This is a genomic window from Mediterraneibacter sp. NSJ-151, assembly GCF_022487435.1.
GTDB lineage: Bacteria > Bacillota > Clostridia > Lachnospirales > Lachnospiraceae > Schaedlerella > Schaedlerella hominis.
In genome coordinates this window covers 83,481-105,869 of sequence record NZ_JAKVPP010000008.1, presented here as the reverse complement: position 1 = coordinate 105,869, position 22,389 = coordinate 83,481, and the positions used below count along the sequence as shown (strand labels likewise).

20 protein-coding genes and 3 pseudogenes are annotated in these 22,389 nt (G+C 36.5%); 1 reads left to right on the top strand and 22 read right to left on the bottom strand.

The genetic code is table 11. The features are described from left to right. Positions 1-7: 7 nt before the first annotated feature. The 16 genes from gltB to LQE94_RS09920 form a co-directional block, all read right to left on the bottom strand. Positions 8-4,537, bottom strand: coding sequence for a glutamate synthase large subunit (gene gltB / locus LQE94_RS09990; protein WP_240577605.1), 4,530 nt, complete (start codon positions 4,535-4,537; stop codon positions 8-10). A gap of 48 nt (positions 4,538-4,585) precedes the next feature. Continuing rightward, positions 4,586-6,163, bottom strand: a complete 1,578-nt coding sequence (asnB, locus tag LQE94_RS09985; protein ID WP_240577604.1) for an asparagine synthase B — start codon at positions 6,161-6,163, stop codon at positions 4,586-4,588. 354 nt (positions 6,164-6,517) lie between these two features. Beyond that, positions 6,518-9,067 (bottom strand): ABC transporter permease, encoded by a 2,550-nt coding sequence (locus LQE94_RS09980; RefSeq protein WP_240577603.1) that lies wholly within the window; start codon positions 9,065-9,067, stop codon positions 6,518-6,520. A gap of 14 nt (positions 9,068-9,081) precedes the next feature. Beyond that, a complete protein-coding gene (locus LQE94_RS09975; RefSeq protein ID WP_240577602.1) occupies positions 9,082-9,762 on the bottom strand; it encodes an ABC transporter ATP-binding protein in 681 nt (226 codons plus the stop codon). Between the two features lie 98 nt (positions 9,763-9,860). Further along, complete coding sequence (locus LQE94_RS09970; protein WP_240577601.1) at positions 9,861-10,769, bottom strand: sensor histidine kinase; 909 nt, start codon at positions 10,767-10,769, stop codon at positions 9,861-9,863. Further along, positions 10,766-11,449: a response regulator transcription factor gene (locus LQE94_RS09965; RefSeq protein WP_240577600.1), complete on the bottom strand. Its 684-nt coding sequence runs from the start codon at positions 11,447-11,449 to the stop codon at positions 10,766-10,768. Before LQE94_RS09965 ends, LQE94_RS09970 begins: the two co-directional genes overlap by 4 nt. Positions 11,450-11,581: 132 nt before the next feature. Further along, positions 11,582-11,752 carry a hypothetical protein gene (locus tag LQE94_RS09960; protein WP_330638924.1) on the bottom strand — a complete coding sequence of 57 codons (171 nt, stop codon included), beginning with the start codon at positions 11,750-11,752 and terminating at the stop codon, positions 11,582-11,584. A gap of 278 nt (positions 11,753-12,030) precedes the next feature. After that, entirely contained in the window at positions 12,031-12,141 is a 111-nt protein-coding gene (locus LQE94_RS16460; protein WP_334301596.1) for a hypothetical protein, read from the bottom strand. Between the two features lie 57 nt (positions 12,142-12,198). Then, the gene (locus LQE94_RS09950) at positions 12,199-12,372 is read right to left on the bottom strand and encodes a hypothetical protein (protein WP_240577598.1); all 174 of its coding nucleotides are present in this window, start codon (positions 12,370-12,372) and stop codon (positions 12,199-12,201) included. A 15-nt stretch (positions 12,373-12,387) separates the two neighbouring features. After that, positions 12,388-12,531, bottom strand: coding sequence for an Abi family protein (locus tag LQE94_RS16455; RefSeq protein WP_240577597.1), 144 nt, complete (start codon positions 12,529-12,531; stop codon positions 12,388-12,390). Positions 12,532-12,925: 394 nt separating this feature from the next. After that, positions 12,926-13,060 carry a hypothetical protein gene (locus LQE94_RS16230; protein WP_276312731.1) on the bottom strand — a complete coding sequence of 45 codons (135 nt, stop codon included), beginning with the start codon at positions 13,058-13,060 and terminating at the stop codon, positions 12,926-12,928. 97 nt (positions 13,061-13,157) lie between these two features. Beyond that, positions 13,158-14,030, bottom strand: a complete 873-nt coding sequence (locus LQE94_RS09940; protein WP_240577596.1) for an ATP-binding cassette domain-containing protein — start codon at positions 14,028-14,030, stop codon at positions 13,158-13,160. 3 nt (positions 14,031-14,033) lie between these two features. Further along, positions 14,034-14,690 (bottom strand): transporter, encoded by a 657-nt coding sequence (locus tag LQE94_RS09935; RefSeq protein ID WP_240577595.1) that lies wholly within the window; start codon positions 14,688-14,690, stop codon positions 14,034-14,036. Then, the gene (locus tag LQE94_RS09930; protein WP_240577594.1) at positions 14,687-15,757 is read right to left on the bottom strand and encodes an ABC transporter permease subunit; all 1,071 of its coding nucleotides are present in this window, start codon (positions 15,755-15,757) and stop codon (positions 14,687-14,689) included. The genes LQE94_RS09935 and LQE94_RS09930 overlap by 4 nt, the downstream gene beginning before the upstream one ends. A 116-nt stretch (positions 15,758-15,873) precedes the next feature. Then, positions 15,874-17,052 (bottom strand): HAMP domain-containing sensor histidine kinase, encoded by a 1,179-nt coding sequence (locus tag LQE94_RS09925; protein WP_240577593.1) that lies wholly within the window; start codon positions 17,050-17,052, stop codon positions 15,874-15,876. After that, positions 17,040-17,714, bottom strand: a complete 675-nt coding sequence (locus LQE94_RS09920; protein ID WP_118724401.1) for a response regulator transcription factor — start codon at positions 17,712-17,714, stop codon at positions 17,040-17,042. The genes LQE94_RS09925 and LQE94_RS09920 overlap by 13 nt, the downstream gene beginning before the upstream one ends. Before the next feature lie 80 nt (positions 17,715-17,794). On the opposite strand from LQE94_RS09920, the pseudogene LQE94_RS09915 reads away from it, so the two are divergent. Then, positions 17,795-18,439, top strand: a pseudogene (locus LQE94_RS09915) (MobQ family relaxase); the annotation flags it as partial. A 141-nt stretch (positions 18,440-18,580) separates the two neighbouring features. Here LQE94_RS09915 and LQE94_RS09910 read toward each other — a convergent pair. The 6 genes and pseudogenes from LQE94_RS09910 to LQE94_RS09890 all read right to left on the bottom strand — a co-directional run bounded on the left by LQE94_RS09910 (position 18,581) and on the right by LQE94_RS09890 (position 22,218). Then, positions 18,581-18,961 carry a DUF4825 domain-containing protein gene (locus LQE94_RS09910; protein ID WP_107617402.1) on the bottom strand — a complete coding sequence of 127 codons (381 nt, stop codon included), beginning with the start codon at positions 18,959-18,961 and terminating at the stop codon, positions 18,581-18,583. Between the two features lie 61 nt (positions 18,962-19,022). Then, a pseudogene (locus tag LQE94_RS09905) lies at positions 19,023-19,121 on the bottom strand (DUF2992 domain-containing protein); the annotation flags it as partial. 294 nt (positions 19,122-19,415) lie between these two features. Next, positions 19,416-20,177 carry a helix-turn-helix domain-containing protein gene (locus tag LQE94_RS09900; RefSeq protein ID WP_024853912.1) on the bottom strand — a complete coding sequence of 254 codons (762 nt, stop codon included), beginning with the start codon at positions 20,175-20,177 and terminating at the stop codon, positions 19,416-19,418. Positions 20,178-20,547: 370 nt separating this feature from the next. Further along, positions 20,548-20,922 (bottom strand): annotated as a pseudogene (locus LQE94_RS16450) (virulence RhuM family protein); the annotation flags it as partial. Positions 20,923-21,135: 213 nt separating this feature from the next. Then, positions 21,136-21,261 (bottom strand): hypothetical protein, encoded by a 126-nt coding sequence (locus tag LQE94_RS16225; RefSeq protein ID WP_022075917.1) that lies wholly within the window; start codon positions 21,259-21,261, stop codon positions 21,136-21,138. 15 nt (positions 21,262-21,276) lie between these two features. Continuing rightward, the gene (locus LQE94_RS09890; protein WP_240577591.1) at positions 21,277-22,218 is read right to left on the bottom strand and encodes a restriction endonuclease; all 942 of its coding nucleotides are present in this window, start codon (positions 22,216-22,218) and stop codon (positions 21,277-21,279) included. Between the last annotated feature and the right edge of the window lie 171 nt (positions 22,219-22,389).

Here is a 22,389-nt window from a genome sequence, read left to right as displayed (position 1 = left end):
CACCTCCTTATGCATTTTCTTTCTGACTTTTATAAAAAGCTTCTATCTGTGCTTCTTTGATGCTCATTCCGTGCTCGATAAAATCTTCTGTGTACTGAACGATTTTTTTGTAATCGGAAGGAATGATTTTTTTAAATTTTGGAAGATATTCGTCAAAGTTATCTAAAATCAATTTTGCTTTTGCAGAACCTGTGTATTTAGCATGATTTTCAAGAAGCTTTTTGAGTTCTTCTCTGTCAGACTTATGCTCTATGCTTTCCATCAGAACCATCTCTTTGTTCAGGTTTCTATAAAGCGAATTATTTTCATCCAACACATATGCGATTCCACCGCTCATACCTGCTGCAAAATTCTTTCCTGTAGGTCCAATGATCACTGCGACACCACCGGTCATATATTCACAACCATGTTCTCCTACGCCTTCTACTACTGTTTTGGCACCTGAGTTACGTACACAGAATCTTTCTCCTGCCATTCCACCTACGTAAGCTTCACCGGATGTTGCTCCATAAAGAGCTACATTTCCAACAATAATATTTTCCTGAGGATTATATGCTGCATCAGCCGGAGTTTTTACTATAAGTTTTCCTCCAGAGAGACCTTTTCCAAAATAGTCATTGCTGTCTCCCACCAGATTAAGTGTCAGTCCTGCCGGGATAAATGCACCGAAGCTCTGACCTCCAGATCCTTTACAGTTTACAGTAATTGTATCTGCTTTAAGACCATCGTGATGATGTCTTGTAATTTCAGAACCGATAAGAGTACCAAATGCTCTGTCTGTATTTATTACATCTACACCTACAACGGTCGGTTCTCCCTTTATTACTGCATCCATGAATTTGCGGTTCTTTGTCATCAGAAGTTTATCTTTCTTCTCATCCAGCTTGAAATCATAATAGCTCTTATCGTGGAAATCTGCTGAAACCGCACCGGACTCTCCAAGAATGGCGCTAACATCAATTTTAGCCTCCACTCCGCTAAGATCTGTTCTTTTTCTCAGTAAATCTGTTCTTCCGACCAGCTCATCTACACTCTTTACACCTAATTTTGCCATGTATTCACGGAGTTCCTGTGCGATAAAACGCATAAAGTTCTCTACATATTCAGGTTTTCCCATGAATCGTTTTCTTAACTCAGGATTCTGTGTAGCCACACCCATTGGACATGTATCAAGATTACATACTCTCATCATTACGCAGCCTAATGTTACCAATGGTGCTGTTGCAAAGCCATATTCCTCAGCTCCCAAAATTGCAGCGATTGCTACATCTCTTCCACTCATGAGCTTTCCATCTGTTTCTACTACAACTCTGTTTCTAAGTCCGTTCTGGATAAGCGTCTGGTGTGTTTCTGCTAATCCGAGCTCCCAAGGCAATCCTGCATTATGAATTGAACTTATAGGAGCAGCTCCTGTTCCTCCATCATAACCTGAGATAAGAATAACGCCCGCTCCGGCCTTTGCTACACCGGCTGCGATTGTTCCTACTCCTGTTTCAGATACCAGTTTCACAGAAATTCTGGCCGCATCATTGGCATTTTTCAAATCATAAATCAATTGTGCCAAATCTTCGATGGAATAAATATCGTGATGTGGCGGTGGTGAAATAAGGCTTACTCCCGGTGTTGAATGTCTTGTTTTTGCGATCCATGGATATACCTTCTTACCTGGCAAATGTCCACCTTCTCCTGGTTTAGCACCCTGAGCCATCTTAATTTGAATTTCTCTTGCACTGCTTAAGTATCGGCTTGTAACACCAAATCTTCCACTTGCTACCTGCTTGATAGCTGAGCTTCTGTCTTCTTTACTTCCAGCACTTTCCAGTCTTTCATCGCTCTCTCCACCTTCACCACTGTTTGATTTACCATGTAAATGATTCATCGCAATAGCTAATGCTTCATGTGCTTCCTCAGAAATTGAGCCATATGACATCGCACCTGTTTTAAATCTCTTTACGATCTCATCAACGCTTTCAACTTCCTCTAATGCCACTCCCTTTTCAGGGTAAGCAAATTCCATAAGACTTCTGATATATCCTGTCTGCTCTCCGTCTACCATTTTGGTATATTCTTTAAATTTTTCATAGTCGCCCTCTCTTGTAGCCATCTGCAGCATATGAATTGTTGCAGGATTATATCTATGGCTCTCTCCCTGGGAGCGCATTTTATGTCTTCCTAAAGAATCAATAGACATATCTGTAGCCAGACCTAATGGATCAAATGCCTGTGAATGTTGTTTGTCTGTATTCTGTGCAATATCATCCAATGTAATTCCGCCGATTCTTGAAACTGTTCCTGCGAAATATTTATCTATTACACTCTTATCTATACCTAAAGCTTCAAAAATTCTGCTGCCTTGATATGACTGCAATGTAGAAATTCCCATCTTAGAAGCAATTTTTACTATCCCCTGAAGAATTGCATTATCATAATCTGAAACTGCTGCATAATAGTCTTTTTCTAAGAGACCGTCCTCTATCTGCTCTTTTATAGACGCATGAGCCAGATACGGATTGATTGCGCATGCTCCATATCCCAAAAGTGTAGCAAAATGATGCACAAGACAAGGCTCTGCAGTCTCAATTATAAGTGACATAGCCATACATTTTTTTGTCTGAACCAAATGATTGTGAACTGCAGCCACAGCTAACAGTGAAGGAATAGCTACATGATTTTCATCTACTCCTCTATCTGACAAAATGAGCACAGTAGCACCATCACGATACACTCTGTCCACTTCAACAAACAGATGATCAAGCGCTCTGTCTAATGGAGTGCTCTTATAGAAAAGTGTAGAAACCTTCTCTACTTTAAGTCCATCCTGGTTGAGTTTTGAAATCTTTAATAAATCAAGATCAGACAAAATCGGATTCTTTACCTTTAACACCTTACAGTTAGAAGGTTTTTCTGATAAAAGTTCTCCATTTTTTCCAATATATACTGTAGTAGCTGTCACGATTTTTTCTCTGGCAGCATCAATCGGAGGGTTTGTAACCTGAGCAAACAATTGTTTGAAATAGTAAAATAATGGCTGATAATGTTTTGAGAGTACTGCAATCGGTGTATCAATTCCCATCGCACCTACATGCTCTGCACCATTTGTAGCCATAGCCTTTATCTCATCCTTATAATCTTCATAGCTATAACCAAATGCTTTTTGCAGTCTTACCAATTCTTCCTTTGTATAGGAAGGTACTTTTTCATTCGGAATTTTTAAATCCTTCAACTTGCAAAGATTCGAATCCAGCCATTCACCATAAGGCTCTCTTCCTGCATACTTATCCTTAAGCTCTGCATCCGAAACAATTCTTCCCTCTCTTGTATCTACAAGCAGCATTTTTCCCGGGTGAAGACGTTCTTTTCTTAAAATGTGTTTTTCATCTAAAGGAAGAACACCGACCTCTGATGAAAGAATAAGTCTGTCATCATCCATTACATAGTAACGTGAAGGACGCAGACCATTTCTGTCAAGGATTGCTCCCATAACATCACCATCAGAAAAAAGGATCGAAGCAGGTCCATCCCAAGGCTCCATCATTGTTGCATAATATTGGTAGAAATCTCTTTCCTTCTGTGTAATTGTATCGTTGTGTTCCCATGGCTCCGGAATTAAAATCATTGCTGCAAGTGCAGGATCCATTCCACCCATAATCATAAATTCCAGTGCATTATCAAGCATCGCTGAATCGGATCCGGATGTTGATATAACAGGCAATACCTTTGTCAGCTCTTCATCTGTGAAGCAACTTGTATGAATCGTTTCTTCTCTTGCAAGCATCTTATCAACATTACTCTTGATCGTGTTTATTTCCCCGTTATGTACTACCAGACGGTTTGGATGTGCACGAAGCCAGCTTGGATTCGTATTTGTAGAGAATCTTGAATGTACCATCGCTATCGCTGACTCATAATCTGCATCTAACAAATCAAGGAAAAATGTTCTAAGCTGACCAACCAAAAACATTCCCTTGTAAACAATCGTTCTGCAAGACAATGATGGCACATATGTATTATCGTTACTCTGTTCAAAAACACGTCTGATAACATATAGTTTTCTGTCAAAGTCCTGATCATTCTCCATACCTTGTGGTCTTTTGATAAATGCCTGATAGATTGCCGGACAGCTTTCCAAAGCCTTCTGTCCTAGTACAGTCTCTCTGGTAGGAACCTTCCTCCATCCCAGAAACTTCTGTCCTTCTTTTTCTACAATTATTTCAAACATTTTCATAGCCTGACTTCTTTTTAACTCATTCTGTGGGAAAAAGAACATACCTACTGCATATTCTCTTGCTCCACCAATTGTTATATTAGAATCAGATAATACTTTTTTAAAGAATTTATGAGGAATCTGGGTGAGGATTCCTACTCCGTCACCCGTCTTTCCCTCTCCGTCTTTACCGGCTCTGTGCTCTAAATTTTCTACAATTTTTAAAGCATCATCTACAATTGAGTGGCTCTGCACTCCTTTTATATTTACAACGGTACCAATACCGCAATTATCATGTTCAAACGATGGGTCATATAAGCTTCTTTGATTCATACTATTGTTCCTCTTTCATTTCCACTTTTTTTCACTCATTTAATCGTACTATAAACCACTCTCGCCATAATTTGATAAAACTCTGGCAGATGGGTCATCCACATCGCAACCCTCCCACGCTTTGTTTGGCATCCAGAAATCTACAACCATTTCGGCCTGTCCCGGATAATACTCTTCAAAAATTTCTCTGTATAAAAGAGATTCTTTTGTGAAAGGCTTTGCAAAAGAATATTTTTTAATCTTCTCATTGTATTCTTCGTCACTGTATTTTTCCTGTGCATACTCTTTGAGATAATCAACCATTGAATGTCCTACTGCATCAGAAAATGCAGCCTTCTCTCTCATAAGTATGGATTCCGGAAGGTAATCTCCCTCAAATGCATGTCTAAGCAAATATTTTCCTTTATTGTACTTATTCATTTTCATTTCCGGATCAATACTCATTACATACTCTACAAAATCCAAATCACCAAATGGTACTCTGGCCTCCATTGAGTTTGATGATATACATCTGTCTGCTCTCAAAACATCATACATATAAAGCTCTCTTATACGTTTTGCTGACTCTTCCTGAAAGCTCTTTGCATCTGGTGCAAAATCTGTATATTTATATCCAAATAATTCGTCTGAAATCTCTCCTGTTAAAAGCACTCTGACATCTGTCGTATTATGAATTGCTTTGCAGATCAGATACATTCCGATGCTTGCACGGATTGTGGTAATATCATAGGTTCCTAATACTGATATTACTTCTTTCAAAGCTCCTAATACTTCTTCCTTTGTAATAATGATTTCCGTATGTTCACTTCCGATATAGTCCGCTACTTCTTTGGCATATTTTAAATCAATTGCATCCGTACTCATACCAATCGCATATGTCTTTATTGGTTTTTTCAATAATTTTGCTGATACCGCACATACCAAAGAACTGTCGAGACCTCCACTTAACAAGAAGCCAAGCGGTGCATCAGCATCCAGTCTCTTCTCTATGCCTGCGATTAATTTTTCTTTAATTTTGTGACATGCAGTTTCCAGATTATCTTTACTTACTGCCTTTACCTCCGTCATATCTCTATATGAAATGAACTCGCCATCCTTATAGTAATGTCCCGGAGGGAATGGATAAATTTTATCTACTATACCTACTAAATTTTTTGCTTCACTGGCAAAAATGATTTCTCCCTCTTTTGGATATCCATAGAAAAGTGGTCTGATTCCGATAGGGTCTCTTGCTGCTATCAGATTTTTTGTTTCTGCATCATAGATGATACAAGCAAACTCAGCATCAAGCTTTCTAAACATTTCGACACCGTATTTTTCATACAACGGAAGTAATATCTCGCAATCTGAATCACTTTTAAATTCGTATTCTTTTTCTAATTCTTTCTTTATCTTTCTAAAACCATAAATTTCACCATTGCAGACTACCTTGTTATTCTTACAAGAGAATGGCTGCATACCTTCCTCTGTAAGCCCCATAATTGCCAATCTTTCAAAACCCAGAGTCACATCCCCAACTTTTTCAATCCTTTGCATATCAGGTCCACGTGAAATAGTTTTATCAAAATGTTCTTTAATCTGTTCTTCTGTAAGGGATTCACCCTTATATCCTGTTATTGAGCACATATCGTTTTCACCATTTCTTTCTCGTTCTGTTGATTATAATAAAGAATGTGCTTTGCACATTCCGGCACCTGCGGCGGTCGCTTGCGACATCTACATTGTACGCCGCAGTGTGCATCCTGCCGGAGGCTTTTTATTACATAGGAAATGAAATTTTCTATGTAATAAAAAAAGACGCCTTGAGCCATTTAGCTCAAAGCGCCTTTGCTTTTTTATGATTTGTAATATAATCCTTTTATTTTTATTTGTCAATAATTAATTGTAAAAATTTATAGATAAATATTTTAATACAAACAGAATAACTACAAATAAAATTCCAGAAACTATCAATATGGAAAATATTTACACACATTATTACTATTCTTTCCGAATCCTTTCAACAATGCTCTCCCGACTCATCTTTTCAAACTGATACTTTGGTATCACATACGCAATCCCAACCAAAATCGGAATCATAAGCACGCATGGCACTATCGTAAGATGCAGTCGGAAGAAAAATGCCGTACCGAGCGTATTTGCTAAAATCTGCTTTGCTCCAAACACAACTAGCAATACTGCAATCACAAATGCGCCTCCCAAATATAGGAATCCTTCAGCCACCAACATTTTCGATATCTGCTTTTTCGTCATTCCCACAACTTCCAAAAGTGCCAGTTCTTTTTTTCTACTAATTACAGAAGTTGCTGTTGTATTAAAGAAATTCATAATGCCAATAAAGGCTAAAATAACGACAAGAAAACTACCGATCATATAATATTTACTGACATACCGCTGAAAGCTCTCTTTCATGTCCAATACAGAAAACACATTGATCATATCATTTTCTTTCAAAACATTTTCATCAATGTATTCTTTTATCTGCTTATCCGCTCCTTTCTTTGCATCGATGGCAGCATACATGGCTGATTGATTTCCTGTCTGGGTGATATACTCCTCTTCGGGAACCAATACCGTGATATAGATACAGTCCGCATACGGATAATCCAATGCATATGGCATCAGTGCTTCTCCGATGACTTCGTAATCTTTTTGGTTTCCATTTTTGTAATCCATCTGAAAAATATCCCCAGTATGATAATAAGAAACCGGATGCTCTGCATATTTATCACCATAATCTACAAGCACATAATTTCCGCTTTTAAATGTATCCCAAGAGCATTTTTCCCCTCTCCATTCTAATTTGTCAAACACTGACTCGCTGATTCCGAGGAAATGAACACTTACTGTATTGGAAGCCTTTGCCTCTTCCCAAACCTGTTCTTCATAATCGTTCCAGTTCTCTTCATATTTATCTGCAAATGCTTCCCATGTTTTCAGAAGTTCCGGCTCCATCTTGTGGGTTTCCTCCGAATAATACACATATCCTATCTTAGCACTATCAGGACATTCGTCCAGAATCTCTTTGATTTCGGGTGTAATACCGTTAAAATTCGTATTTGACAAACTTCCCGTCATCTGATCCAGTTGAAAATCGGAAGCTAAAAACACTTTTCGGTAAGAATCAAAATCATATCCCTGCACCAGCATCACGATACAGTTTACCACCACCATAGAAAGAGCGATAGAAAGCATAACAATCAATCCCTTTTTCCAATTTCGTAACACATTTTGAACTGCCATCCCCCACCAGGTTACAGAAGTATTCTTTTTTATTTTCCTATGTGACTGCTCTCCTTCTGCCAAACGCAGAGCTTCCACAGGAGATACCCTTTCTACCATTTTACAAGCCTGCAAACTAGAGAGATACACCGTCAAAAGCGTCAAAAGTATCGCTGCAAGAAAAATCAAAGGATTCGCTGATACTACTGTCTGAGCCGTTTTTCCTGCCTGTGCACTAATTGCAGCATCTGCATTCAAGGACGGAGCCATACAAAAACCTGAAAGATAACCACAAAGCAATCCGATTGGAATACCAATAGCTGATAACCTCCACGCCTGCATACGTACAATTTTCTTCAACTGCTTTCCCGTTGTCCCCACATTCTTTAACAATCCGTAAGCCCGGATATCCGTTTTCACAGAAATGTTAAAGATATTATAGATAATCAGGTATCCGGCTAATATGACAAATAGAATCATTACAATTAAGGAAGAAAATGAAAAAGAATCCTCTTCAAAGAGATTATATGCCGGATTGACTTCCATTCCTGTCCCAGCTTTCGTAAATCCCGCTTCCTTAGATATCTTTTCCGTTTTCTTTTCCAGATTCCAAAGGTTCTTGTACCAGACAGAATACTCTTTCCCTCCATTGTAGATGCCATTTTCTAATTCTTCCTGCGTAACGGGATAACGATTCTCCTTTGCATAGTCTTTTGATACCCAGACCATCTGACCTAAAACAGCTTTATCCCCCTGCCAGAATCCACATATCTGAAACGTATCTGTCTTATATTGTTTCAGCATGGGATTTACTTCCCAGGTCAGCGTTACTTCTTCTCCAATCTTTGGTGTAACTCCCAGAGATTCCAATATCGTGCTGCTAAGTGCTACTTCATTTTCTTTCTCCGGCAGTCTTCCTGTAGTTGGCAGACAATTAAAACTTTCTGCCATATTTTCATCTGCATATCGGACCTCTACGGAAAATCCAAACCGTTCGTCCATTCCAGCTCCCAGAAAAATACCGGAACCATATCGCTTAACATCTTCACTCTGTTCAATTGTTTGCTGCAATCGCTTTGCATCTTCTTCTGACAGATTCTGTGCACTGGCATGGGCAGAATCCATAAACTGCTTAATTTCCGTTGCTCTTCTGGAAAGAATCATAGATACACTTCCCACAAAGAGACTTGTGAATAAAAGGGAAGTCAGCATGATTGCAATAACAGCAATAACATTCCTGGCGCGATTCATTTTCATAAAACGCCTCGTTAATAATCGTAACGTCTCTTTATTCTCTACTTTTACCATAAAATCGCCCCCTGCTATACCAGACCACTGTCTGAAACAATTTTTCCGTCTTCTATCTGTAAAATCCGGTCTGCCATCTGGGCAATCTCCTCATTGTGAGTAATCATTACAATTGTTTGATGAAAACGCTTACCGGTGACTTTTAAAAGTCCCAATACATCCTGACTTGTTTTCGAATCCAAATTTCCAGTCGGCTCGTCAGCGAGCAAAATGGCAGGTTTTGCAGCTAAAGCCCTTGCAATTGCCACTCTCTGCTGCTGTCCACCGGATAGAGCACTTGGCAGATTTTCCAATTTTGTCCGAATACCCAGTGTATCAATGATTTCATTTACATAACCTTTTTCAATCTTTTTTCCATCCAGTTTCACAGGAAGAACAATATTTTCCCATACATTCAACATCGGAACCAGATTATACTGTTGAAATACAAATCCAATATTTCTACGCCTAAAAATAGTAAGCTCTTCATCTGTCATATGGCTTAAGTTCTGTCCATCTACAATTACCTGCCCAGATGTTGGATTATCTAATCCTCCAATCATATGAAGCATCGTAGATTTTCCGCTCCCAGAAGTTCCAACAATCGCTACAAACTCTCCCTTTTCCACTTCTAAATTTACACCATCAAGGGCTTTGACTTCTGTTTCTCCCTGCCCATATATTTTTCGTAAATTTACTGCTTTTAATATATTCATGTCATCCTCCCATCAAAAAAGCCTGTATTGATCTTTACAATACAGACTTTATCATAACAATGTCTCCATCTAGTTTCTGAAATATCACAGTTTTGATACTATTCCTTCTTTGCTATCGGAAGAAACACAGAAAATGTAGAACCTTTTTCTCTCTTTGATGTCACTTTTATATACCCCTTTTGTGCCTGAATGATCTCTCTTGCAAGGAATAAGCCAATTCCTACTCCTGGCTGGTCTGCCACTGACAGACTCCGATAAAACCTTCCAAATATCTTTGGTATTTCTTCTTTTTCTATTCCAATGCCATCATCAGTGATGTCAATTCTTACAAAGAAAGAATACCTCTCAGCTTTTATCTGAACAACTCCCCCACATGCTGTATATTTAATCGCATTGTCTACAATATTTCCAAGTGCCTCCACAGTCCATTTGGCATCACACATAACCTGTAAATCCGTGTCAAATAGACTCAGGGAAATATCCTTCTCCATTGCTTTTACATTAAACTGCTGCTGTATAGATGCAAACATCTGTGCAATAGCAGTATCCTCCGGATGTACTGCTATAATTCCGCTCTCCATTCGTGATAATTTGACCAGTGATTGTATCAGAAAATCCAATTTCTCCGTCTGCTCCAAAATGGTCGCTATCTCCCTCTGATTTTCATGATTCGTTTCAGAAAGTATTTCACCATAAATTTTCAAATTTGAAATAGGAGTCAAAGTCTGATGCGCAATGTCGGAAATAAGTTTCTGTATCACTTCTTTTTGTTCCTGTTGGTTTTTTCTTGCCAGAAAATTACTGTCTAAATACTGTTTCATACTGTTTTCAAGGGCAGAATACTTTTCTTCAGATATTTCTGTCCGTTCCAATTCTCCATCTATCGCATAATCCAGCATTTGCTGCAGCCGGTTCAAAAGTCTTTTTTCTTTTTGAAAGAAAAGAAAGTACCAAAAGACGCCGCTCAGGATAAATATTGCTGCAATCCATAAAATTTCTTCTGTCATTCTTTCACCACCCATATGTAACCAATTCCGTAAACCGTCTTGATATATTTAGGCTTCTGCACATCATCTTCTAATTTGTCTCTGAGGCGTTTGATTGCAACAGTCAGAGCATGAGCATCCACAAACTCTGTATCTCCCTGCCATACCTCGTCAATCAAATATTCCCGTTTCAATACTTTTCCTCTGTTTTCACACAGCACTCTAAGGAGCTTTTGTTCTGTCTTACTAAGTTCAATGGGGGCACTGTCTTTAAAAAATTCCATTTTATCGAAATAAAACTCATATCGGTCAATCTTCATTGAATCCTTCGCTGACATCTCTTTATTTCTAAGCTGTACAGCTACTCTTGCACGCAGTACCATTAAACTGAACGGTTTCGTAATATAATCATTTGCCCCAGCTTCCAATCCTGTTACAATATCTACTTCCATGTTATTTACTGTAAGCAGAATAATCGGCACCTGACTGTTTTTCCTTATTTCTCTTACAAAATCAATTCCATTTCCATCCGGCAAGTTCACATCTAATAAAACCAATGTGATATCTTCCTTTTTCAAGATTTCTCTAGCTTCCTGCAAAGTTCTGCACTGATAAAAGAAATAAGCATCATTCTTTAAAGCAAGACGTATTCCATCATTTAATTTTTTGTCATCTTCAACAATCAGTAACTTTTCACTCATATTTTCTCTGCTTTCTTTTAAATAATACTAATTGTATCATTGCCAACTTTACAAATCAAACAGTTATATTAAAATCTCAAACAGAGCTTTCCTTAGAAACAGCAAAAAGCTCCCAAAAGAGATTTCCACGCTTTAAATATGCACTAATTCTTTCAGCACATAATCTTTGATTTCCTGATGGGTTGCTTTCAACTCAGCACTGGTCGCATCCAGTTCGCCCGGAGCTAAGTCAATCTTTATTGCGTCGTCCAGATTTTGTTGGTGTAAAAGAACAATCATCTCCACATATTCTATATATGACACATTCCTATTTTTTAGTGTGCATCAGGAAGTTCTTAAATATTAAAATTCTTCAATAAAAAATCCTCTAAGACAATAGGTGTTTCACTATCTCTTAGAGGATTTTTTTTAATTTAAATGGTATCTGGTAATATTTTTCCAATTTTTCGGAAAACCCATTTTATTCAATAATTCAACTTCACTTATATGCTCTACTTCTCTGTTTACTCGGTCAATCTCTTTTATAAGCTTTCTTTTAAATTCCAGAAAATCTTTTCCAGGTAATAGATATCTAAAAGCAATCACCACAGCAAACAAATCTTGTTTTCCTTTTTCGTACTGATTACCGCTCTGTGGTAATGAAAGTTTTTTGATACTTTTGATTTTAAGGACTGCGGAAACACTCGGAACATTTTTGATAAGTTTCCAACCGTAAGTACATTTGCCAAAACCCATAATGGAATTTCACCCTATGTCTTGCGGTAATAGTTGATATATGTATAATCTGTGGTCGTTGTTGCCCGTTTCAAGGTCGCTATCAACTTTACGATTGTTGCATGATTTCTTTTTGTATTATTATAATTATTAGCATTCAGGTACTGCTTCTGCTCTGCTCCATACATTTCAGTAAAATAGTGTGACATCAAAGAACGCATCTATCACTCAATCTGCAGTAAATATTTAAAGAACAACTCTCTAATCTCTGCATCAAACTTATACAGACTGACTATTTCTTCAAAACTTGTTTCTGCTTTATATTTTTTTGTGTTTGATATTCTAAAAAGATGTTTATATCCTCCCATAAGAGGAAAATATCCTATTTGGCGTAACATCTCTTCCGCATATTCTCTGTCTTTTATTTTTATTCCCTTTTCATCACTGATCCAGGAAACCTAGTTACTAAAAGAAGAGAATTTTTTCGGTGTCTGCATCTCATTTCTCCTTAAAACAAAAGAGGGAGAGACCCGCAGGCTCTCCCCCGCCTGTAGGCTTCGCAAGTTTCTACAGAACGATCACTGAGCTTAGTATACGTCATTTTAAATGTCCTGTCAATATGCCAAAACATTCTCTGTCATATCAGCTCAAAATTATTCTATGCTATTTTTCTCCAAATTATCATTCTTTTTTATCAGCTTTTAAAATTTATTTGATTTAAAAATACATGAAAAAGCGACAGTCTGATTTACCTTTTGTATTTCAGGAAACTGCCGCTTCTTTTTCTTCCTTATTCTGTTTTTCTTCCTCCAACTCCCGGAGGACTTCAGCGCCGTACTTATCAATCATCCGTACCAGAGAATCAATGCACCGCTCAAATTCAATATTCTGTTGCATAAGCTCCTCCCGTTATTGTTTGTTCTGAGCTTATTTTACAGAACCTGCCTGAAAACCACATTGAATCAGGACTATCCGTCCAACGGGTGGTCCTGATTCAACTATTCGTCAAATAAATATACGCATCTTCCAAAGTGATATCATTATCCGGGACACAATTCTCATTTGGCTTTCCTTTGCTTAATACTTTCATATGAATTCCATTTTCTACATACTGCTTAGATGATATAGAATAATTGGCTTCTAACAAACGGGCTTCTTCTGCATTTTGTACCGTACAATTCCAAACACAGCCCTTTGCATTTTCCAGCAACCCACTCACGCTTCCAGAATATAAAAAACTTCCATTTTTCATAATGGCAAGCTGTGTACAGGTTGCTGCTAAATCTTCTACTACATGAGTGGAAAACAGCACAGTTCTATCCTTTGAAAAATCAACCAAAAGATTGCGGATCCTGATTCTTTCTTCCGGATCTAACCCAGTTGTTGGTTCATCAATAATCAAAAAATCCGGATTATTAAGAAGTGCCTGTATGAGTCCGACACGTCTCTTCATACCACCAGATAATTGCCGCATTTTTTTATTCTGATGCTCTGTAAGAGAAGTATTTTCCAGATAATAGGTAATTCTTTGTTCGAGGTCATTTCTGGATACTCCTGACAGTCCCCCCATATATACAAGACATTCTTTCACCGTAAGATTCGGATATAAGTCGATTTCCTGTGGAAGATAACCAATCTTTTTCTGTATTTTTTCATAATTTCCCTCGTTATACAGAATTCCATCAAGCGAAACCATTCCTTCCGTTTGTTTTAAAACAGTTGTAAGAACCCTCATCAAAGTGGTTTTTCCGGCACCATTCTCACCCAAAAGTCCGTAAATTCCCTTAGGTATTTCAAGAGATGCCTTATTTACTGCAACTACACCATTTTTAAATCTAACTGTTAAATCATTTATTCTAATACTCATAATCTATCCTCTTTTCTTTAAAGCCATTGGTAATACTGCAAATAAAAACAGCCCCGCTATAAAAGACACAAGCGTTCCATAAATCCAACTCTCGGACATTAATTGAGTAGGTTCACAAAAGCTGAAAGAAAACAATCCCAGATTTCCGAAAAATGAACTTCCCGCTTTTGATATAAGTCCAATGACAATTCCAAATAAACATCCAATACCTGCCCACATATTTCGAAGCAATGTACACAAAATCACAGAGCATATACTCCAAAGCCAGATAGTTCCGAACATTGCAATGAAATATAAAAGAAATATCTGAATACCCGAAATGCCTTCGTTTACACTGCCCGGTTTTTGCCAGAAAAATAAAACATATCCAACACAGGAAAGTATTAATAAATATAATATTTGAACGCACACTCTCTGTGATATTACTTTTAACTGCTTTTTGTGATCATACAAATGAAATACATCGGCACGCTTACTTTTTACTTCCATCAAATATGTGTCACTACAAAAAATAATTGTTAAAAATGCTATTGGCGACTGAATCGCTGAACCGATTTCTTCATAGTATATAATCGGATGAATAGCACACAATATCAGTATAAATGCACATGAATAAAAAATCTTATATAACGACAAGCAGTTTTTTAGTTCCGTTTTCAATGAACCCTCCTCCTTTTCCAGATTTTAACAGAAATACCTACTAATATAACTGATGAAATTACAAGAATAATCTGATTTATGTTTGACATTTTGGCTGCATGTGTTTCAAAAAATCTGCCAGGGAATCGCACCATAATAGAGAGCGGTCTCATATAATAAATATCATTCTTCATGGTCAGCATATTTGAATATATAATGTGTAAAAACAAGATTGGTGCTGCCGGAAGCGGATTTTTAAATATTACTGCTGTAATTGTATAGACACAACATATCATCAAAAGATTCGGAACAATATAGATCAGAGAATTCACGCAAAAATCAATTGGTGTTACCGGAAAGCCCGATTCTAAAGACGTTTTCAAACACAGCATAAAGAATATAACATTCAAAATCACTAATACTCCCAGCATACTAATGAATCCGCTTATTACTTTCCCACATATATATTGGATTGCCGTAACAGGCTTTGTATGTAATAATTCATAGGTACTTTTTCGTGTATCCTGAATAAATAAAAATGATAGCAAGACTGTTGCAAAAAAGGCCATATGCAATCCTGCAAAATCCGTGAACTTTTTGGCAAAGTACCAGGAAAAAGAATGTTCGGATAATTTCCGCTCGATATAATGATTGATTTCTTCTGCTGTCCCCTTATGAATTTCAAGGTCCTCATAAGCATATATTGCATTATAATAGCCATATTGGGATTCCAAAAACTCAGAAGCAGTCTTTACATCCATATTCTGAATTTCTTTCATTACATGATCTGCTTCCTGCCTGCTAAATCCAAAACCATTTTGGGAGGTGTCCATTAACGTCTCTTTGATCGTATCTTCCCACTCCCTTCTTCTTTCTTTATCATCAGATGTGGGAATGTACCCATCCATGACATCAGCATCTTCCAATGCTACGTCATTTTGTGTGATCTGTTCATTCTGTTTGATATAATGAATTTGCAAATACGATGACAGACATTGATACATACTGGCAACTATAATAATCAAGCCAATCCACAAAACAGGGTTCTTTAAATAATCAAGTATACTTCTTTTTATGATTGTTTTCATTGTATCTCTTCCTTTCTTTATTTCTTTAACAACATCATACAAATCAATTCTCAATAAATTCACAATAAAAAAGACTAAAACCACTTTATTTGTGATTTCAGCCTTATAAAGTATTTTTATTCAGCTTTGAAAAGAGCTTCTACATGAGCACCGCCTTGTCTGGCATTATATATTTTCAAATTTCCTCCATGCTTTTCACAGAAAATACGAGAAATATACATACCAAGGCCAAAATGCTTTAAATCATCTTGTGGATTCTTATGATAAAATGGTTCTGTTACTTTTTCCTCAGTATCCACAAATCCTATTCCATCATCTTCAACAGAAATTATAAGAAAACCATCCTTTTTCTTTATCTGCAAAGCAATACTTTTTTGTGCATATCGAACCGCATTTTCCAGTAAGTTGTCTGTCACTTCCATGACAAGTTCCTCATCCACTTTCACAATGTTTTGTTCCTGCACTCTTTCTACCTTACATAATTTACTTTCCTTCTTGGACAGCATGGCAGCTTCTGCCTCAATCTTTTTTGCCAGTTCCGATAATTCTATCTCTGAGCATTGCAGTTCCCTCTGTTCTAAATGGGACATTTTTCTCATGTTTTCCGTGAAATGCTCTATACGGTCAATCTGATACATGCCTGTTTGTAAGATATCAATAACATCCTCTGTTTTTATACTCTCAGCAGAAACAAACTCTAAGAGCATTTCCTGATACCCACGCAATATGGAAAGTGGAGAACGTATATCATGTGCAATTGCATTCCGCAAAGCCTTCTCGTCATCAATCATTCGCCACATCTTTCTGTTGTTATCTGCTAAATCACTTCGCATCATTTCAAATTCTTTACACAAAGTTCCCATCTCATCTTTATTTTCATAGGACACATGAAAATCCAGTTCATTATCTGCAATCATTTGTGAGGCATCTTTTAGTTCCTGTAGAGGTGTCTTTAACTTATTTTTATAAAAAAAGAATACCGCAACAACACTCCCAACAATCGAAAAAATCAGTACCGAATATGTTTCCATAAAGTCACACATTTCCGAAAGATGATAGTCCAAACGATTCATCTGCGATTGATTAGGTCTTGATATCTCAATCTCGTATTTCTTTCCATATTGCTGAAACACGTCCGTATAATCTGCATAACCAATATATTTTTCCCATATTTTATTCTGCATATTTCTTGCAAAATGAACTGTAAATCCAGATAACAGAAATGCTGCCGTTAAGTTGATCACAAAATAAAGCAGAATTGTTTTTTTCAGTGACAAGTTTCTTATTTTTTCCATCGGTATCCAATCCCCCATACAGTTTCTATGTATTCTTTTTCTGAATAATCCGCTATTTTTTTCCTTATACGCCGTACTAATTCCGTTATCGTTCTACTGTCCCCTTCCGCATCATATCCACAGACTTGTGCATATATACGTTCTTTATCAAACACCTGCCCTGGATGCATGGATAAGAATTCAATAATCTGATATTCAATTTTTGTGAACTCCATCCTGTGTCCAGCTATAGCTACTATTTTTTCAGAATAATCAATCAGCATTTCATCCATGAAACGGTATTCCGTTTTTTGTTGATGCCTTTCTTCTCTCTTTATGTTTGTGACAATCCTTGCTTCCAACTCCCGAAGACTAAATGGTTTCGTAATATAATCATCCCCACCTGAAAGCAACCCATTAATTTTATCATCTTCGTCAACTCTTGCTGTTAGAAATAAAATTGGACATAACACTTTACTGCGTATCAGACGACATACTTCAATCCCATCCATGCGTGGCATATTGATATCCAATAAAATAATATCCGGTTTCATTTTTATTTTATTTAATGCTTCCATTCCATCTGTAGCCGTAATGATTTCATATTGTTTCATATTAAAATAACTACAAAGCATTTTCACCAATTCTTTATCATCATCGACAACTAAAATCTTGTATTTCATCCAAACCACCTCCAGTATCCATATTATACGATAAAAAACAATGAAATCACAACAAGAGTACATGAAGAACGTAAGCACAATATGACTGGATGAATCATTTTAATCCAATACTGAATAAATACAACACCGTTAAAAAGAAACTCAAAGCTAAAGTTACAGAACGGAAAGAACTGAATGTGCAAAAGGATAAAACCAGTATTTTGAATCCCATCCAGCATATAAAATTAAATCAGCAGCTTACCACTATTACCGAAGAAATCGAAGAACTGAAATCAAAGAAAGAGCAGCTAATCTTCCAGGCAGAATGCTCTACAGATAAAGATATGACGAATCTATCCAAGAAATACGGCCAGATGAAGAACAATCTTGATATCCTGAATTCTCAGGACATCTCGCTCAAAAAACAGCTTGAAAAAGATGCCGACGCTTTCCGGGAAGAAAAATTTCGTCCTGAACCTGAACAGTATACAGAATTGCTGGACACCAGAATCCAGATACGTCCTGATTTTCGGGATAAGCTGATCGAACAGCTCAAAGGTACTTTCGGTAAATATTATGACTATCACCGACGTGATATTGCAGCCAATGAGGTGGATTATCTCAATGCGGAAGATCCTGATGTTTTCTCTCATCGTGCATGGGAACTTGAATATCAGAGAAAACAAGAAATGCGGCGAAATCAGCCTGCTCGAACTAAGAAAAAGTCATATGATATGGAATTGTAACCGTCTTTGAATAGATAATATGTTCTTACAAATCTCTTGTTCAAAAATGAGTTTTTCCCAAAAAAGCGTATGGATTTAAAACTTCCATACGCCTTTTTATATTCTACTCTTCAAATTGTCTAAAAGTTGACTAAAAATATATCACCGTTCATACGATGCAATAATTTCTTTGCTATCTGCTGTTTTATAATCAATTGTTCCCAAATTACCAATCAAGTCAAATGTCATATCTGCATTAACCTGCAATTCATCTTCAAGTTTGGCTGCAGACGGCTCATCTTTTAGAAAAACTGTTAATCCATAAGGCTCTGTTTCAGACTGTATCTCTATACTGTCATATGAGTATCCCGCCGGATACTCTTGACCACTTACAATATTTATAACATTTGAAGAATCTCCTACATAATCTGTCTTATACTGCGATAAATCAGGAATTTCGTACAGTTTTTCTTTTTTTCCGCACGCCGAAATCAACATTATTGACATGGCGACTAACATAATTGCAAGTACTTTTTTCTTCATAGAAACACCTCCCGAAAGCTTTATTCAACACTTTTCGATTTGAGTAAAAGGCCAAGGGACTTTAATGTCCCTTATGCTTTTCTCTTTTCTTTCGCTGTTTCAGTTCAAACATTCGCTGCTCTTCTGCCTCTTTTTTCTTGCGTCTTTTCTCTTTGCGTTTATAATCAAGCCATATGGCACGATTAACTTAATTCTATAACTTCTAAGTTACATTCCTCAAAAATCTTCTTGCTTCCTAAGATTCTATCTTCTGTTCAAATCATACCATATGATTAATGCATTTTCTATATACTTTCTTGATACCCAGCAAAAACCAGAAAAAAGCTCCCGAAGGAGCTTTCCACGTTTTAAATGTATGCTAATTCGCTTAACACAATCTCTTCTGCATCATTCCTTATTTCCCATAAAGAATGTTGTAAATTAGTAATATCCACAACGATAACAGGTAATTTAATTATTCGTACTTTTTCCCGATAATGTAAATCGAAACTACCATACCACCTAATATCATAATTAAGAAAATTTTACTTAAAATATCCCATAAAGCTATATTGAGACAATTGATTATTATAATACCTGCAAGAGGATATAGAACAACCGTTGCAAGTGTCCAAATTTTTAAAGTTGTACAGATGTACATCCAATTTCCGTTGTTAAAGGATAAACCAACTAGATGTATTCTAAAAATTCCTTGTGAAACATAATTTATCTTGTTTGCATCATAATATGTTGGTAATATGTCTTTGGCAAAGAAACAAAACCATGCACCAAATAAAAGCATTAACCCTGTAACCAGCAATATATCATCTTTCATCTCAGCTATTGAATTCCCAGATACGACTAACATAATAATTTCTGTAATAGATATTAAAAAGCATAGCAAATATGCTAATATCCAGTTTTTTCTATGCTGATGAATAGAATTCCTAACAGCCATATCGAGAGAGCCTACTACCAATTCCTCGACTTCTTTTGTATCAATATTTTTCTGTGTATCTATTTTTTCTCCACGTAACAATTCTGTAACGGTAACATCTAATATATCAGCTATTGGTATGAGTAATACGACATTAGGCATACTAAGACCACGTTCCCATTTGCTGACCGTTTTATCTGATACATATAATTTTTCAGCCAAATCCTTTTGAGTTAAATTCTTTTTCTTTCTTAATTCGGTTACAAATAAACCGAATTTTTCATTACTAATTTGATACATACATCCACCTCCTGCACACATATTATAATGGGAGTACGCATAAATCAATCGACTAGCAGTAGAATTGCAGAATATTAGCACAAATATATCAAATAATCTCCCCATTATAATTATTTCTGTGAAGTTATATTCGGATATTTTTTAAGCCATACTATGGAATAATTAAATCTGTGTAACTTATAACCATGGCAGAAAAAAACAACCTTCCGGAACTTAGAAATGGTCACCTGATATGGAATTGTAATTTGATTCTTCTTTGAACCCTTACAAATGCAGAAGCTGAACAAATAGGAGTTTTCTTCCTACCTGTTCAGCTCTTTATTTACCTGTAAATCAATTCTTTTAACACAATCTTTTCTTCCATATTACGAATACCATTGGCCCACTTGCGGAACTGCACCGCTCGCTCATTATTAACCTTGAATCCAACCGCAATAATCATTTGAAGATTATAATGCTTTGTATCACGAGTTACCTGACGGGAACCTTCGGTTTGAACTATTCGGAAATTCCGAATAGTTGCAGACTCTTCTAATTCACTATCTGCATAAATCTTTTTAATATGTTCATTTATCGTTGGCAAACCAACATCATACAATGTGGTCATCATTTTCTATGTCAGCCATATATTCTCATCCTCATAGCGCATCTCAATGCTGCCCTGCTGATCACCCACAGAGGCAACATAGGTTAAGTATTCTGCTGCACTGGAACGGATAGTAATTTCGTCTTTTTTCTTTTTCAAATAGGAGGCCTCCTCTTTGTTATTTCTCATTTCAACAATTCAATTGAAAAGTGCCTTTGTAAGCATCTGCGCAAAGTCATCTGAATTAACATCCCAATTCAACTAATACAAATTCCCAATAATCAGAACTCTTAGTTAAATATGCAAAATCCGTCACAAATTCATTACCCAACTTAAATTTGGAAATCACACAATTCATATGCAAATAATGATTTAGCAAAAAGGCATTGGTATGAATATAGTATTTTCCTCAAGAAATTCCTGTATCTGATTTTCTGTATTACCGTTCTTCTCTATAACATCAAAATATTGTTCAAGCAATTTTTCTTCTAACTTCATCAAACTCCCATCTCCTTACTGCCGGATAACTTTATCAGCCAAATTTGTAGAATCAACATATATTCTCCCCATTGTTTGAGCCGCCTTAATTTTGTTATCAAGCATTTCTCTCAGGGTGTACATTCCTTCTGTAATTGGAACTAAATCCCCACCGTCTACCAAAATAGTCCTAAGTGCCTTTCCTGTTGTCAGAGCTTGTACGGAATCAGGCGAAAAACCATTTACAGAAATAAATACTCCTCTTCCATACATCTTCCCTTCTACTTTTGCTGCAAACTGATACAAGCTATCAGATGCACTCCATTTATCATGCCACTTAGCTTCTATTATGTAATGCTCTCCATCATACTTTATTGAGCCATCAATCTGTTCTCCTACAATTTTAAATGGTTCTGTAACTTCTATACCCTCATTTAAAAATAATTTTTTTAGGAATTCCTCAAACAAATATCCTCTTCTCTGTGCATTTATTTCTTTTCCGTTCTGATCTTTTCCACTAAATAAATTTAGGAATATCTCTTTTAATTCATTTATACTAATGCTGATATCTTTCCGCTTTCTTTCCTGTTCTTCTTGTCTTTGTCTTTCCTGCCTTATTTTGTAATCCCGAATTTCTTGAAGTTGTTTTAAATGGCTGATATTTCTTTTTGCTTCGCTCTCACTCAGTTTGTTCAATTTCTGAAAATAATAAGGATTGAAATAATTCCATTCCGTTAGTTCCTTTAACATACACCTAAATTGTCCTATTCCCGAATCACTTCTTTTTTCTAAATTAGTAAAAATTTTATCTACAATTTCAGCCCTATGCAATTCTTTATATTCACTTTCCGGCATCAATTCCCTTGAGGTACAACCAACTTTTTTCATAAAATCGACTATATCTTTTTTCGGCCAAAAAATAGACAAAATGCATCCTTTCATGCAATCCATTATATCTTTAGGAAATGTAGTACCCATTGAAATCTATCGCCTCCCTACTTGTTCTTCTTTTTTATTCAACTCCTCATACCCCATGATGCAAAACAACTTTTGCTAAAAAATATTCCTTCGTCAAAATGTATATCTCCTGTTCCAAAAAACCTATCCCCTGGGGTAAATTTCCGATTATATCATCACTCTACGGAAACA